Here is a 14,661-nt window from a genome sequence, read left to right on the forward strand (position 1 = left end):
GTTACTTGCATTAACAATTGGTCCGTAAATAACCACTGTTATGAAATATATTTTATCATTAGATCAAGGCACTACCAGTTCTCGGGCCATTCTGTTCGACCGTCACGGCGCCTTAAAGGCCATGGCACAAAAAGAATTTGAACAAATATTTCCACAGCCGGGCTGGGTTGAACACGATCCTAATGAAATTTGGTCATCACAAACCGGCGTTGCTGCTGAAGCCGTTACCAAAGCTGATATTCGTCCCAAAGACATAGCCGCCATTGGTATTACCAATCAGCGCGAGACAACCATCGTTTGGGATCGTAAAACCGGTAAACCCATCTACAATGCAATCGTCTGGCAAGATCGGAGGACGGCCCCGATCATCGATCAACTTAAAGATGAAAATCTTGAAGAAACCTTTCGATCAAAGACGGGACTGGTACTCGACCCCTATTTTTCGGGTACAAAAATTAAATGGATCTTGAATAACGTAGATGACGCCCGTAAAAAGGCAAAGCGTGGCGACTTACTATTCGGCACAGTAGATTCCTGGCTAATCTGGAAGATGACCGCCGGCCAAAAGCACATCACCGATATCACCAATGCCAGCCGAACGTTGCTCTATAATATCCACGACCTCAAGTGGGATGAGGAGCTTTTACAGATACTGGATATCCCTCAATCGATGCTCCCGGAGGTAAAATCATGCAGTGAAATATACGGTCATACGACCGGCAATATTTTTGCGGTTGAAATTCCTATCGCAGGTATAGCGGGTGATCAGCAAGCAGCCCTGTTCGGACAAATGTGTAACCAAAAGGGAATGGCCAAGAATACCTACGGCACCGGTTGCTTTATGCTGATGAATACCGGAAAGCAACCCATCAAATCCCAAAACAAATTGCTTACGACTATTGCCTGGCAAATCAACGGAACTACCGAATACGCGCTCGAAGGGAGCGTTTTCATAGGCGGGGCCGTTGTTCAATGGCTTCGTGATGGACTCGGCATTATCAATGATTCATCAGAAATTGAACAACTGGCTTCTCGAGCTGATAACTCAGACGGCATTTACCTGGTCCCCGCTTTTTCGGGTTTGGGGGCCCCACACTGGGATCCGCATGCTCGGGGAACCATCACCGGTATTACACGCGGTACCGACGCCTCCCATATTGCCCGAGCGGCATTAGAAGCTATTGCGTTTCAATCTGCCGACCTGCTCAAGGCAATGGTCGCTGATTCAGGCATCGATCTCAAAGAACTTCGTGTCGATGGTGGCGCCTCTGTAAATAGGCTACTCATGCAATTTCAGGCTGACATTCTGGGCGTGTCAGTCATCAGACCAAAAATAACCGAAACGACCGCATTGGGCGTTGCTTATTTGGCCGGACTTGGCGTGGGCTTTTGGGATGATATATCCAGCATTGCCAACCAGTGGAAGGCCAACATCATTTTTTCTCCTAATATGAATGACCAAAATATTCAGGAGCATTATGCGGGTTGGCACCGGGCCGTCGAACGCGCTAAAGGATGGAAACAAGAATAATATACACCAAGCATTTTTATTATGGATCGCAATAAACTCCTTCAACAAGTACAAGACGATACCGAGATATGGGATTTCATTATCATTGGCGGTGGGGCCACAGGCTTGGGTACCGCGGTTGAGGCCGCTTCCCGGGGATACAAAACCCTACTTCTGGAGCAGCACGATTTTGCCAAAGGCACTTCAAGTCGGAGCACCAAGCTGGTCCACGGAGGCGTACGCTATCTGCAACAGGGTAATGTAGCGCTGGTGTTGGAAGCTCTTCGCGAACGTGGACTCCTTCGCCAGAATGCACCACACCTGGTGAAAAATCAGTCTTTTATTGTCCCCAATTACGACTGGTGGGAAGGCCCTTTTTACGGTATCGGACTGAAGATTTATGATAAGTTAGCCGGTGACTTAGGATTGGGACCTTCTAAAAATCTATCCAAAGAAGAAACCTTGAAGCATATCCCCACACTTGAATCCGATGATCTTAACGGGGGCGTAATTTATTATGATGCTCAATTCGATGATTCTCGTCTGGCCATCAACTTGATGCAGACCATTTTTGATCACGATGGTGTGGCTCTTAACTATATAAAAGTGACCGACCTGCTTAAAACCAATGGACTGGTTTCCGGGGTTAAAGTCGAAGATCAAGAAGGCAATTATGATATGGAAATTCAGGGGCGTGTTATCATCAACGCCACCGGTATGTTTACGGATGAGATCCGCAGGATGGATAATCCTAAAGCCAAACGGCTCATGAAACCGAGCCAGGGCGTACATTTAGTTTTGGATAAATCCTTTCAACCCGGAGAAAGTGCAATCATGGTACCTAAAACCGATGACGGACGCGTTCTCTTTGCCGTACCGTGGCACGATCGTATTATTGTCGGCACGACCGATACTCCGCTGGAAGAACCATCGCTTGAACCGCGAGCCCAAGAAGAGGAAATTGAATTTCTGCTTACTCACGCGGCCCGATATCTTACAAAAGATCCCGAACCCGAAGATGTACTCAGCGTTTTTGTCGGTATTCGTCCGCTGGTATCTCCCGAGGGTGATGACGATACCGCTTCCATTTCACGTGATCATACGCTACTTATTGATCCATCCGGACTGGTTACCATCACTGGCGGTAAGTGGACGACCTACCGAAAGATGGCCGAGGATACTATTAATGAAGCTTCGGTTGTGGCCGGACTTGATGAGCGCGAATCCGTGACCGAAAACCTGCGCCTGCACGGCTGGCTCAAAAATACCGACGCCGCCGATCCCTATGAGTTGTACGGATCTGACGCTCTTGCCCTTAAAAAAATTGCCCAAGAAAACGATGGATGGGGCGAACCTATTCATCCCAATTTACCCTACACACCTGCTGAAGTTGTTTGGGCCGCTCGCAATGAGATGGCTCGCACGGTCGAGGACGTGCTTTCGCGCCGGACTCGTGCTTTATTGCTTGATGCCCGCGCCAGTATCGAAATGGCTAAACCGGTAGCTGATCTGTTAGCTGAAGAATTAGATCGAGATGACGAATGGAAGCAGCAGCAAGTCGAGGAATATACTGAGTTAGCTAAGGGCTATTTGTTGACTTCATAACTATAATAATGAGCCCCTCCCCTCAAGGGAGTGTTTCAAGTCGATTTAAAATCAGAATATTCATATCCCATCTTTTACCACTCAATATGCTTCTAAAAGAATATTTATATATCTTTTGACGGTTTTTAACTCGGCCTAAGAATTTTGTGGCGCAGGCCAAAGCAGGTAATCGTGTTTTTTGTACCGGTGTTTTATCTCTATAAATATCACAACAGTCAACGGACCATCACAAAACACGCCTGCTGAAGGCCGAAGCTGATTACAAAATTCTCAGCCTTGATCTTTTAGTTCCTTTTGTATCAAGACAAAAGGAACACTGCCAAAAAGGTTTCCGATACGAATAGAGTCGTATATACTACTTCCTTTTTCGCCTTTTGGCTTGACCCAAAAGGCTCGTAAAAACTCAAGAGAAATTTAACTCCTCGGTTCTGACTTCATTTACAAACGCTGATATAACATAAAGCCAGCACCTCGTCAAACAGAAATTTCTCATTCTTCCTTCCTAATCCCTCATTTATGAATGATCATGATATAAAACCTCATTCCCTTAATGAATAACAGCGTTCTAATCACATTAACTATTGGTACATTAAGACCCTCTTTCTATACATAGTATTAGCCGATTTCCCAGACCCCGATTTTTAATCTCTCCGGCATAGGAATTGTGAACGATAGCCAAAGAATACGCTTGTGGATTTTATACCGATTTCTAGTCAAAAACAGGCATTCCTCTTGAAGGATCATTAAAATCCACTTATTCTACAAGATAGAGTGGTTTCACAATTCTAAGCCGGTGAGTTTTTTGGTTACTTTTTTGCTCACTCACTAAAAAAGTATCAGCAGGCCCCACATATAAAATAAAGTAGTTCATATGTACCGTAGCAGAGCTACGGTACGAGATGAGACATTAAAAACAAACTAAACAATTACAGCAAGGTAACTGTAACATTACGTTAGGGGATCTTTTCTTGCCTTTAAATCTTATCAGTTGCGATGGAGTTGTACTCCTGAGCAACAACCTATCTGTATCAATAAGGGAATTTTTCGGGAGTACATCTCCTTAAACTCTGATATCTATTAGAACCATCGGATGCCCAATCCAGCCATCCGATGGTATCACAATTTATCTCGTTGTATTAAGGCCACGTTTTTATATTTTCGATAGTCCTTTAGGAATTTCAGTTTCATTATAGACTTATGGCCAAGATCGATCCCGAAGCAAAGCAAAAACAATCCGAAGAAGACAATCAACGTAAAAAAGACGTCACCTATCATCACAAACCTGATGCCATTGCTGATTATACCATCGATGGCCAGCAGATCAATATACGATCGGAAAATAATATTGAGCTGCAGGTTGCCGTACATACTGATGAAATCATCCAGCTGAAATACGTATTTGAGGGTGATAAACCTTCCAATTTCTCCTACGCCATTGATCCTGAGTTTAACCCCAAAAACCCTGACTTCGCGATACGCGAAACGACTAATCACATAGAGATAGCTACTGATTCCCTAACCTGCCGGGTATCCCGAAAGGATATGAAAGTAAGTTTTTGGGATAGCGACGGTGCTTTGCTGTGTAAGGACAAGAAACCCTTCTTCCGTAAAGACACCATCATGAAGGGTATCACCAAGATCAAAATCACCAAAGAAGCTCCCGAAGGTACACACTACTTTGGGCTGGGTGATAAAATTACCGAGAACGGACTGCGTGGCGAATCTTTCGAGAACTGGAATACCGACTCCTACGCCTACGAGCTTGAAGAGCATCGAGACCCGCTCTACCGAAGCATCCCCTTTTACCATGCACTTAACAGCGATGGCAACGCCTACGGCATCTTCCTCGATAACACCTACCGCTCCCATTTTGACTTTGATTCCAACGACAATAACACCTGTACCTTTTCGGCCGACGGCGGATGCATGAATTACTATTTTATTTATGGTCCAGAGCCAACCACTGTATCCGAGCGCTATGCCAAACTTACTGGAACGCCCCAGATGCCACCGCTGTGGGGACTCGGTTACCACCAGTGCCGCTGGAGCTACTATCCAGAAGAACGCGTACGCAAATTGGCCGATAATTTCCGCGAAAAGGAGATTCCCTGCGATGCCCTCTACCTCGATATCGATTATATGGATGATTACCGGGTCTTTACCTGGAACCGCGACCGCTTTCCCGATCCCAAACAGATGATCAGTGACCTTAAAGAGCAGGGCTTCGAAACCATCGTCATGATCGATCCCGGCATCAAGGTAGATAACGATTATGAAATATATCAGCAGGGATTAGAAAACGACTACTTCTGTAAGCGTCCCGACGGTGAGCTGATGATCGGTCCCGTCTGGCCGCCCAAAACCGTATTCCCCGACTACACCCATCCCGAAGTCCGCGAGTGGTGGGCCGATCTCTACAAAGATCTGCTAACCGAGAAAGGCGTCAGCGGTGTATGGAACGACATGAATGAGCCAGCCGTCTTCGAGGTCAAAGCCAAAACCTTTCCCAATGATATTCGCCACCATTTTGAAGGCGAACAAGTCAGTCACAAAAAAGCCCACAATATCTACGGCATGCAGATGGCTCGTGCCTCCTACGAAGGCATCAAAAAGCATAAGCAAGGCAAGCGTCCCTTTCTGCTAACGCGCGCCAATTTTTCCGGTGGACAACGTTACGCCGCTCTGTGGACCGGCGACAACATCGCCAACTGGGAGCACCTGCGTCACGCCCTTGAGCAATGCGTGCGGCTCAGCATCTCCGGCTACTCCTTCACAGGCACCGACATCGGCGGCTTTATCGAACAACCCAGTGCCGAACTCTTCACCCGCTGGCTACAGCTGGGCGTCTTCCATCCCCTGTTCCGCAATCACACCATGGGCTACGATGCAGAAGGCGCTGAGGTCATCAAAGAAGATCAGGTAGAACAAAAAAAGTTACAGTCCGATGCCGACCAGGAACCCTGGTCCTTCGGCGAAAAACACACCCGCATCAACCGCTCGGTCATCGAACTGCGCTACCGCCTGCTGCACTACCTCTACACCGCATTTTACCAATACATACAGCACGGTACGCCCATCTTGCGTCCCACAGCTTTTGCCCATCCTACCGATTCCAACGCTACCACTTCCCGCGATACCTTTTTGTTTGGAGATAAAATTTTAGTGGCACCTGTTATCAAAAAAGGTGCCCGCGGCAGAAAAACCTACCTCCCTTCGGGCCAATGGTACGACTATCGCACTAATGAACTCCTCAAAGGAGGAAAAACCCACAAGGTGGATGCGCCCGTTTCGGAGATACCGTTTTTTGTCAAAGCCGGTACGGTCTTGCCCCTGCGCGAAGTGATGCAGTACACCCGCGAACGCGACCCCGAGCTATTGGAGCTTAACGTGTACTACGGAACGCAAGTAAGCGAAAGCTATCTGTATGAAGATCAAGGAGAAGGGTTTACTCACAACGAGGGCAACTACCGTCTGACCACATTCCACTTTGAATCGAATCCCCAGGAAAACACGGTGCAGTTAACCGCTAACCGGAACGGATCTTTTGTACCCGAATACCAAACCGTAAAAATAAATCTCATTGGTCTGCCGTTTGTGCCCGAAACCATTACCATAGATGGGCAACCTGTTAAAATGGATCAACCGGCTGCAGAGCAATCCACTTATACTTTCGAAACAGAGATCGGTTTCTCCGAAATAACAATCTCTTGATCTCCCCGATAGTTCAGGTAGGGTTTTCCCTATATCTTTGATCTCAATACCTGTTTATATATAACTGTTTGTTTTAAAAAATAGTTATATCAAAAAAAATAGAGAGGTAGTTATGAGATCACTATATGCAGCACTCATTTGCGTATGCGTTTTGCTGTCATACACGGGCGACGCTTTTGCACAAGAGATGGAAGCCAAAAAGATGGAGGGACACACCTGGCATGAACTGGTAATGGTAAAATTTGAGGCTGGTATGGCAGATTCCGCTATGAAGATTATCGACAACCACTTTATGAAAGCCGGAATGGAGATGGAGTCTGATATGCCTGCACCGCAAATTATGCGTTTAAGATCCGGAGAGTGGGACCTGATGATGGTATGGACGATGGACAGTATTGAAGATATGAACTGGGAAATGTCTCCCGAGGATATCAAATGGTGGGAACAGATGGTTGAGCAGGAAGGAAGTGAGGAAAAGGCCATCAAACTGATGCGCACCTTTGACGATATGATTAGCAATTCCACTTCGTACCTGGCAACTTCGAAACAGCAAACGCCAAGCGAAACTATGGGCGATAATCGTCAGCAGTAAAACTTAATGAGTACTTCCCCTCCGTGGGAGGGGTGCAGTTATCGATTCGGTGTATTTTCGAATCGATGGGGTGGGTAAGAAAGTGTTATTAGAAGACACACCCCGCTCCAGCATAAATTTATGCTGGACCACCCCTCTCAAGAGGGGATTTCCCATGTGCCAACTTCACGGTTTTACCACTCAGGGGGTCTGGGGTGAATCGCGGCAAAGTCAACCACAAAAGCATAAAACGATTTAAACCGACATAAGAATTCTGTGCAGAGGCCAAAGGGTGAACCGGATAATTCTATACCGGTAACATTCCATAAAATATCCTCCTCGCGTAAAGGACCATTAGAATTATCCCACCCGACGGCCAAAGCGAATTCAGAATTCTAAGCCTTGATCTTTTCGTTCCTTTTGTATCAAGACAAAAGGAACACTACATAACACTTCAATGACAAAAATAAATAGCATTACTTAACAACTTTGTATCCAATTAATCAACAATCAATTAATAAACAATTGTTATCAAACATCCCTCCTCCCGAATGTTCGGGACGGCCCTCCCTTCAAAGGGAGAATATTCAGTGTCCATTTTTCGAATTTCAATACTCAATTTATTTTACAGATGTAACAATAGGCAGCTGATAAGTTTAACTTCAATTCCCCATATCCCTATCTTATCAAACAATCGAAACTGAATATTAGCTGTATGCTACGGGTCACCCTTCGATTTTACGGCGATTTAAACAATCTCCTTTTCGGAAGTTTTACCGGTCCAACCGTAGAGCGCCGGCTGACCGTCCCCACCTCCGTCAAAGACCTGATCGAAGGATGCGGCGTTCCCCACACCGAAGTAGATCTGATTTTGGCAGACAATCATCCGGTCAACTTCTCCTATCTCATTCAAGAGGATCAACAAGTCAGCGTATACCCCTTTTTTAGCCAAATTGATATTCCCGAAAGTAAGCGACTCCAAAAACGAACCCCACCCCACAACCGCTTCCTGGCAGATGCCAACTTAGGGAAACTGGCCCGCTATCTCAGAATAGCCGGATTTGATACCGCTTATATTCAAGGACAATCAGACAAGGAAATCATAAACCAAATGCTGGGAGAACAACGTGTACTGCTATCCCGCGACCGAAAGCTGCTGATGCATAAAGTGATAGAATATGGCTACCTGCCGCGGTCGGATGAGCCCGTTAAGCAACTACTGGAGATATTCCGGCGCTTTAATCTTTTTGATGAAACCAATCCCTTTTCGCGATGCCCCAATTGCAACGGCGTGCTGCAATCCGTATCTAAAGAAGAAGTGATCGATCAGCTTGAACCCCTTACAAGAAAGCATTTTGATGACTTCTCCCAATGTCCCGACTGCGGACAAATTTACTGGGCAGGTTCCCATCGCCAGCGACTGGATGAACGGGTGAAGGAGATCTTGGGAATTGGGGGTTAGTGCTTTACTGCCCCTCACCTGTCCTCTCCCTATAATTAGGGAGAGGGACCCTTTAATAATTTGTAGTAATCACCAACGAGTTCTTCCCCCTGCTCTGAGAGAGAAAACAAACCTATCCAACGAAGCTATTTTAGCGTAGTGGTAGAGGCTCAGAACAAAGGAAAATGCAATATAAACCACTTTTCTCACTTACTGATGATATGCACAATACTATGTAATGCGTTTACATAGTACTGTGTAAACAATGTGTATAATACTGTGCGGATCCCTTACACCGTACTGTGTAGTTGGTCTGCATAGTACGATGCAGTATCAGTGCACATAAAAAAAGCCTCCCGCCGGTCAGAGCAAGAGGCTTACACTATGTCTTTAAATGGATTATCCCATTACGGTACCACCACTACCGAATCTAATTGACCCGTTTTTACTTCTGTATTTCCACGGGGAATTGCCCGCACCTCCACCTCATACTCTCCGCTGGTGAGCGTATCGGGCACCATAAATATGAGGTTGGCCGGCTTATTACGCATGATGGTATCGGCCTTGATCTCCGTCCCATCCGAAGCAATAAAGAATACGCCCTGATTGGCATCCGACGGATCCACCTTCAAGTGACTGCCCCGAAGTTCGGCGGCCCCGCCCGGCGTTACGGTATCGTTCTGGGTATCACTGGCAAAATCCTTGAACAGCTCCAGCACCGGCTCTACACGTGTGGCCGCTACCTTTTCGACGGGAAGGTCCTCAGAAATCTCTCCGATACGCGGACCCGGATTCACATTCAGCCGTACGTAGTGACGGGAGCGGTCAAAGCTGTCGGTCTGGTCTTCGAAGACCCCCGATATGGATGCGCTGGTGCGAAACAGCGGGGTATTGATGCTGTCGCCGTCCTCCAGGAACTTGGCAATAACCGCCTGGTATTCCTCCACTACCGAAAGAATGTCTGCTTTGGTAACGGTGGACCCGCGGTCGGCGATCTCATCGATGATATCGTCGATAGTGCGCGAGGTCTGATCTTGCACCACGGCCATGTGATCTTCGGGATCGGAGGTAAGATTGTTCGGGATTAATGAATATTTAATGCTCATAATGGAGTAGTTTTATTTTGTGTTTTCTGTTTTTCTCTTCTCGATGGAGTTTTTTTTAACTCCGCGTTCTATAGTAAGATCTGCTGTGGGGCAAATCCTTACAAAGAAAATTTTAGATATAGCTTTTTCAATAAAAAGCCGTCAACTTTTTCTTACTTTTCGGAGGAATCTCAAAAGGACATTTTGCCTATGGCAGACGTACACGAACCGGAAGTTCGAAGTTACAATATGAGCCAGATCACAGGCAAAGATACCAAGCCTGAGATGATGGTTCGTAAATTTTTACATTCGAATGGATTTCGTTATCGACTTCATGTCAAAGATTTACCGGGCAAACCAGATTTAGTGTTACCAAAGTATAATTCTGTTATATTCGTCCATGGCTGTTTCTGGCATGCGCATGAGAATTGCGAATTTTTTAACATTCCGAAAACAAGAACCGAGTGGTGGAAGGAAAAACTCTATGGGAATAAAGAACGCGATGAAAGAAATATTTAAAAACTTAAAAAAGAGGGCTGGAATGTTATTATCGTTTGGGAATGTGAATTAAAGTCGAACAAAAAAGAAACTTTAAAAAACTTAGTAGAAGATTTAGAAAATAATAAATGAGTATTCCAGTAATTGACGTTTTCGCGGGACCGGGCGGACTTGGAGAAGGATTTAGTTCATTGATGGATGAGAATGGCGACCCTGTTTTTGATATAACCCTTTCCATTGAGATGGATGAAAAGGCCTGTCAGACCTTATTACTTCGAACTTTTTTTAGGCAGTTTAAACACGAAAACGTTCCCGAAGAATACTATGAATTTATCCGTTTGTCTGGTTACGTCGATGTATACAAGCTACGTGAGATGCTAGAAAAAAATAAAAACAAAGAAGGGATTGCCAAATTTGATAAAGCAGATCAAATTGCAAAACAAGCTCAACTTGGGAAAGTTGATGAAAAAAAGCTGGATAGTTGGATTGAAAAGGCGTTAGAGGATAAAAATGGCAATAAGAAGGAAAGCTGGCTACTTGTAGGAGGACCTCCATGCCAAGCCTATTCAGTTGTTGGGCGATCAAGACGTGGAGGCATCAGCGAAGATGATGAGCGGGTCTACCTTTATCGTGAATACTACAGAATACTGGCAAAGCATAATCCTCCCATTTTTGTAATGGAAAATGTAAAGGGACTTCTTTCAGCCGAAGTTAAAGAAAGCCCCATGTTTGAACAGATCCTAAGAGATATTAAAGATCCAGCTTCGGCTTATAGCAAACTAAATGGCGAAGAAGTAGATACCATAGACTGTCCCGGATATCATATTTATTCATTCGTACGAGAAGAAAGAGAAGATCAAGAAGAACTGTTTGAAACAGATGGACCTAACTTCAAACACACTGACTTTGTAATCAAATCTGAAAAATATGGTATTCCTCAATCACGCCATCGGGTTATCTTATTAGGAATCAGAAAAGACTTTGAGCTTAAACCAACCATTTTAGATAAGCAAAAAAAACTTACAGTATCTGATGTTCTGCAAGATATTCCAGAAATACGAAGCAGTCTTTCTAAAAAAAAGGATTCCACTAGAAACTGGAGCAATGAGATATTAAGACTAAAAGAGAATATTAAATTAGAGAAGGGATCTTCTAAACCGGACCTATTCCTAAGAAGAGACAAATATCCTTCACCAAGCAGAAAAGCTATTAGACCATGGCTTAAAAGAGCGTATAAATTAAAAGTTTATTTTGTTCTGGATTCTATAACAAATAAAGAAGTCTTAGAACGAATGAATACAGCTTTGGAGATTATTAAAACCAATCCACCTGAAATCAAAGGAGCTGAATATATACACGAAAAATGTGATATCGGTACTGATGTAAAAGAGCTTAGAGAATGGTACTTAGATCAGAGAATTGCAGGTATTTGTAATCATACTGCAAGAGGTCATATGAGTAGCGACTTACATCGCTATTTATTTGTCTCTTCATTTGGAGAAATTGAAGGGCGCTCTCCTAAGCTTGAAGATTTTCCACTTGAACTATTACCCAATCATGCAAGTGCAAGTAGTGGAGTTTCCAATTCTACTTTTGCTGACAGATTTCGGGTTCAACTCTGGAATGACCAAGCTAAAACAATTACTAGTCATATATCTAAAGATGGCCATTATTATATTCACCCAGATCCAGACCAATGCCGCAGTTTAACTGTAAGAGAGGCTGCAAGACTACAGACCTTTCCTGATAACTATTTTTTCTGTGGTCCCAGAACCTCACAGTATATTCAAGTGGGAAATGCCGTCCCTCCCTTAATAGCCAAAAAAATAGCTGGAATTGTAAATATTTTATTTAAGAAGATCTCAAACCAAACTCACATCCCTAAATAACTCCACCAATACGTATACAGATAAAATATTATCCCTGTATGTATTATATAGCCATATATATTTCTATACAGTTGATATATTATTAATATATGACTATTATGTCTTCTACTTTCAAAGAGTATTAGTATTCTATGGCTTCAAAAAGCAAAAAAAGAAAACGATTTGAAAAGGTTGCGGGCAAACGAGTTCAATTCATTCTTGATAAACTCGAGTTATTGGGGAACTGCGCAAATAGTAGCAACTATGAGTATTCTGAAGATGATGTAAAAAAAATGTTTAGCGCAATAAGGAGTAGAACACGACAAGTGGAGGCTCTATTTCAAGATGAATTATCAAAAAAAGATAATAGTAAATTTAAATTTTAGGAGTTCTTAATATGAAATTGATGTGGGGTGCAGAAACTGAAAATAAAGGCTGGCAAGGACTTAATAATGCAGCAATAAATACATTTAATAGCAATGTAATTAATTCCTTAGTCAGAGAAATGTTTCAAAATTCAATTGATGCACGGAATAAACTGGCTGGGAATTCCCAGATTGGTGATAAGCCTACAAAAATTAAACTAAGAAAGTTCTCTATTGATAAAGAACAGTTCCCCTCGTACCAAGAATACCGTGAAATTTTAGATTTAGTTTCTAATTCTGGGCCTAACAAAAAACATAGAACTTTTTTCAATAATGCATTTAACGAACTCGATAATAAATCTAAAATAACATTATTCGGATTTGAAGATTATCATACTCCTGGCCTTTCGGGAGATGATAATGATCCAGAGTCTTCATTCAGTTCATGTGTATTATCTGAAGGAACTTCCATCAATAAAGATGACACCGCTGGTGGTAGTTATGGAATAGGTAAAAATGCTATTTTTGGTTTCTCAAAAACTAGAACTGTCTTCTACTCATCACTAAATCCACATGATGAATTCATATTCCAAGGTGTAGCAAAACTTGCTTCTTTTAAAGATAAAAATGGTAAGCAATATGGCTACAGGATTTATTGCGGAAAAGGAAATAAACAAAAGTCTATTAGAGATATAAAAGAATTGCCTTCAAACTGTAAAAATATATTTAAAAGAGATGATTGGGGATTATCTCAATATGCCGTCTGCCCAATACTTAGAAAGGGGTGGCAAAAAGCGTTTATTAAAGCAATACTTAGAAATTATTGGATGTTGCTAGAGGAAGGAGAACTTGAAGTTGAAATTTATGACGAAGGAGAAAGGATATTTTTCATTAACAGTGAAAATTTAGAGAAATACCTTTTAAAATATTTTGCCCCAGAGGAATATGCTCCAGAAGACATTGAACCCGATGGAAATCCTTATGATTATTACAAAGCTTTTAAAAAATCCGAGCCAATAATTAAAGAAGTTGATGGTCTTGGCACTGTCCAATTTCATTGCCTTGAATTAGAACATCAAAATACAAATAGAATTGCCTATTTGAGAAATGGTATGACTATTTATACAGACAGTGAATGGGGGTTTGGTTCCATTGGTTATTGTGGTGTTTTTTACTGCTCTAATCAAAAAGGTAATTCTGTATTAAGATTGATGGAACCTCCTACACACGATGCATTTGAACCCGAAAAGCTCGATGAAAGATCAGAAGATTTTACCTTCAAAGATGGTGAAAAAATACTTAAAAAGATTAAAAGTATTGTCAGAGAACCTTTGAAAAAAATTAAAGATAAATACAAGGAACCGGCTGAGGATATACCTTGGTTAGATGATTTGCTGAAATCTATGATTGGAGAGAATAATAGCGGAATTGGGAAGCGTACAGGTGAAAAATCGGAAGAAGAAACAACTCAAAAACTTGGACGTGATATAGATATGGATGTAAGTTTTGAATCCAAAAAGGGTAATACATTTATTAATAACAAAAACGATGACAACACAGATGAAGGTGGAGGTGTAGATGAAGGTTCAGGAGGTGGTAAAAGAAAAGGAGGTAAGAAAACCAAGAACAAAAATAGCAAAGGAGGGGGCCCCTATGGAGAACAACAGACTAATAAAACTAATATAAACAGCCGCATCTTTATCACCGATAAATCCGAACAGATAGATTCAAAAAAATTTAAAAAGTACAAAGTAATTCTAGAGTCTGAAGAAGATTTGAAACCAAACGATTTAATGCTGTCCCAACAAGGTGATAGTGGCGAATTAGTTGATTATGAACTGGGGAAGGTTACTGACATAAACGGAAATAAGTTGAATTTCAAAAAAAACAAAAATAGTAAAGGAGAAATTACATCTTATGTTATCGAAAAAGTCTCTATTCCAAATCAGTTATTTATATATGTAAATGAGCCTTATAAAAGCAGTTTTAAAATCGTAAAAGGTTAAT

General features: G+C 42.7%; 9 protein-coding genes and 1 pseudogene. 9 read left to right on the top strand and 1 reads right to left on the bottom strand.

The features are described 5' to 3' along the window. The first annotated feature begins 40 nt into the window (after positions 1-40). From glpK to CK503_RS07125, 5 genes are all read left to right on the top strand, one after another. On the top strand, positions 41-1,531 hold the full coding sequence (gene glpK / locus CK503_RS07105; RefSeq protein WP_095606098.1) for a glycerol kinase GlpK: 1,491 nt from the start codon (positions 41-43) through the stop codon (positions 1,529-1,531). A gap of 21 nt (positions 1,532-1,552) precedes the next feature. Then, positions 1,553-3,115: a glycerol-3-phosphate dehydrogenase/oxidase gene (locus CK503_RS07110; protein WP_095606099.1), complete on the top strand. Its 1,563-nt coding sequence runs from the start codon at positions 1,553-1,555 to the stop codon at positions 3,113-3,115. 1,197 nt (positions 3,116-4,312) lie between these two features. Beyond that, complete coding sequence (locus CK503_RS07115; protein WP_095606100.1) at positions 4,313-6,826, top strand: glycoside hydrolase family 31 protein; 2,514 nt, start codon at positions 4,313-4,315, stop codon at positions 6,824-6,826. A 112-nt stretch (positions 6,827-6,938) separates the two neighbouring features. Continuing rightward, positions 6,939-7,418, top strand: a complete 480-nt coding sequence (locus CK503_RS07120; protein WP_095606101.1) for a hypothetical protein — start codon at positions 6,939-6,941, stop codon at positions 7,416-7,418. 694 nt (positions 7,419-8,112) lie between these two features. After that, positions 8,113-8,859 carry a Mut7-C RNAse domain-containing protein gene (locus tag CK503_RS07125; protein WP_095606102.1) on the top strand — a complete coding sequence of 249 codons (747 nt, stop codon included), beginning with the start codon at positions 8,113-8,115 and terminating at the stop codon, positions 8,857-8,859. 386 nt (positions 8,860-9,245) lie between these two features. Here the strand turns inward: CK503_RS07125 and CK503_RS07130 are convergent, their stop codons facing one another. After that, entirely contained in the window at positions 9,246-9,944 is a 699-nt protein-coding gene (locus CK503_RS07130) for an HU family DNA-binding protein (protein WP_095606103.1), read from the bottom strand. Positions 9,945-10,133: 189 nt separating this feature from the next. Between CK503_RS07130 and CK503_RS07135 the strand changes: the two are divergent. The 4 genes and pseudogenes from CK503_RS07135 (at position 10,134) to CK503_RS07150 (ending at position 14,660) form a co-directional block, all read left to right on the top strand. After that, a pseudogene (locus CK503_RS07135) lies at positions 10,134-10,553 on the top strand (very short patch repair endonuclease). Then, complete coding sequence (locus CK503_RS07140) at positions 10,550-12,310, top strand: DNA cytosine methyltransferase (protein WP_095606104.1); 1,761 nt, start codon at positions 10,550-10,552, stop codon at positions 12,308-12,310. The pseudogene CK503_RS07135 and the gene CK503_RS07140 overlap by 4 nt, the downstream one beginning before the upstream one ends. A 131-nt stretch (positions 12,311-12,441) precedes the next feature. Further along, entirely contained in the window at positions 12,442-12,675 is a 234-nt protein-coding gene (locus tag CK503_RS07145) for a hypothetical protein (protein WP_095606105.1), read from the top strand. A gap of 11 nt (positions 12,676-12,686) precedes the next feature. Continuing rightward, positions 12,687-14,660 (top strand): hypothetical protein, encoded by a 1,974-nt coding sequence (locus CK503_RS07150; RefSeq protein WP_095606106.1) that lies wholly within the window; start codon positions 12,687-12,689, stop codon positions 14,658-14,660. The last annotated feature ends 1 nt before the right edge of the window (position 14,661 follow it).

This window comes from Fodinibius salipaludis, assembly GCF_002287075.1.
Classification (GTDB): domain Bacteria; phylum Bacteroidota; class Rhodothermia; order Balneolales; family Balneolaceae; genus Fodinibius; species Fodinibius salipaludis.

Excerpts from the sequence above, each read along its gene's own strand:
- glpK (WP_095606098.1), top strand. The coding sequence starts at position 41 with ATGAAATATATTTTATCATTAGATCAAGGCACTACCAGTTCTCGGGCC.
- CK503_RS07110 (WP_095606099.1), top strand. The coding sequence starts at position 1,553 with ATGGATCGCAATAAACTCCTTCAACAAGTACAAGACGATACCGAGATA.
- CK503_RS07115 (WP_095606100.1), top strand. The coding sequence starts at position 4,313 with ATGGCCAAGATCGATCCCGAAGCAAAGCAAAAACAATCCGAAGAAGAC.
- CK503_RS07120 (WP_095606101.1), top strand. The coding sequence starts at position 6,939 with ATGAGATCACTATATGCAGCACTCATTTGCGTATGCGTTTTGCTGTCA.
- CK503_RS07125 (WP_095606102.1), top strand. The coding sequence starts at position 8,113 with ATGCTACGGGTCACCCTTCGATTTTACGGCGATTTAAACAATCTCCTT.
- CK503_RS07130 (WP_095606103.1), bottom strand. The coding sequence starts at position 9,944 with ATGAGCATTAAATATTCATTAATCCCGAACAATCTTACCTCCGATCCC.
- CK503_RS07140 (WP_095606104.1), top strand. The coding sequence starts at position 10,550 with ATGAGTATTCCAGTAATTGACGTTTTCGCGGGACCGGGCGGACTTGGA.
- CK503_RS07145 (WP_095606105.1), top strand. The coding sequence starts at position 12,442 with ATGGCTTCAAAAAGCAAAAAAAGAAAACGATTTGAAAAGGTTGCGGGC.
- CK503_RS07150 (WP_095606106.1), top strand. The coding sequence starts at position 12,687 with ATGAAATTGATGTGGGGTGCAGAAACTGAAAATAAAGGCTGGCAAGGA.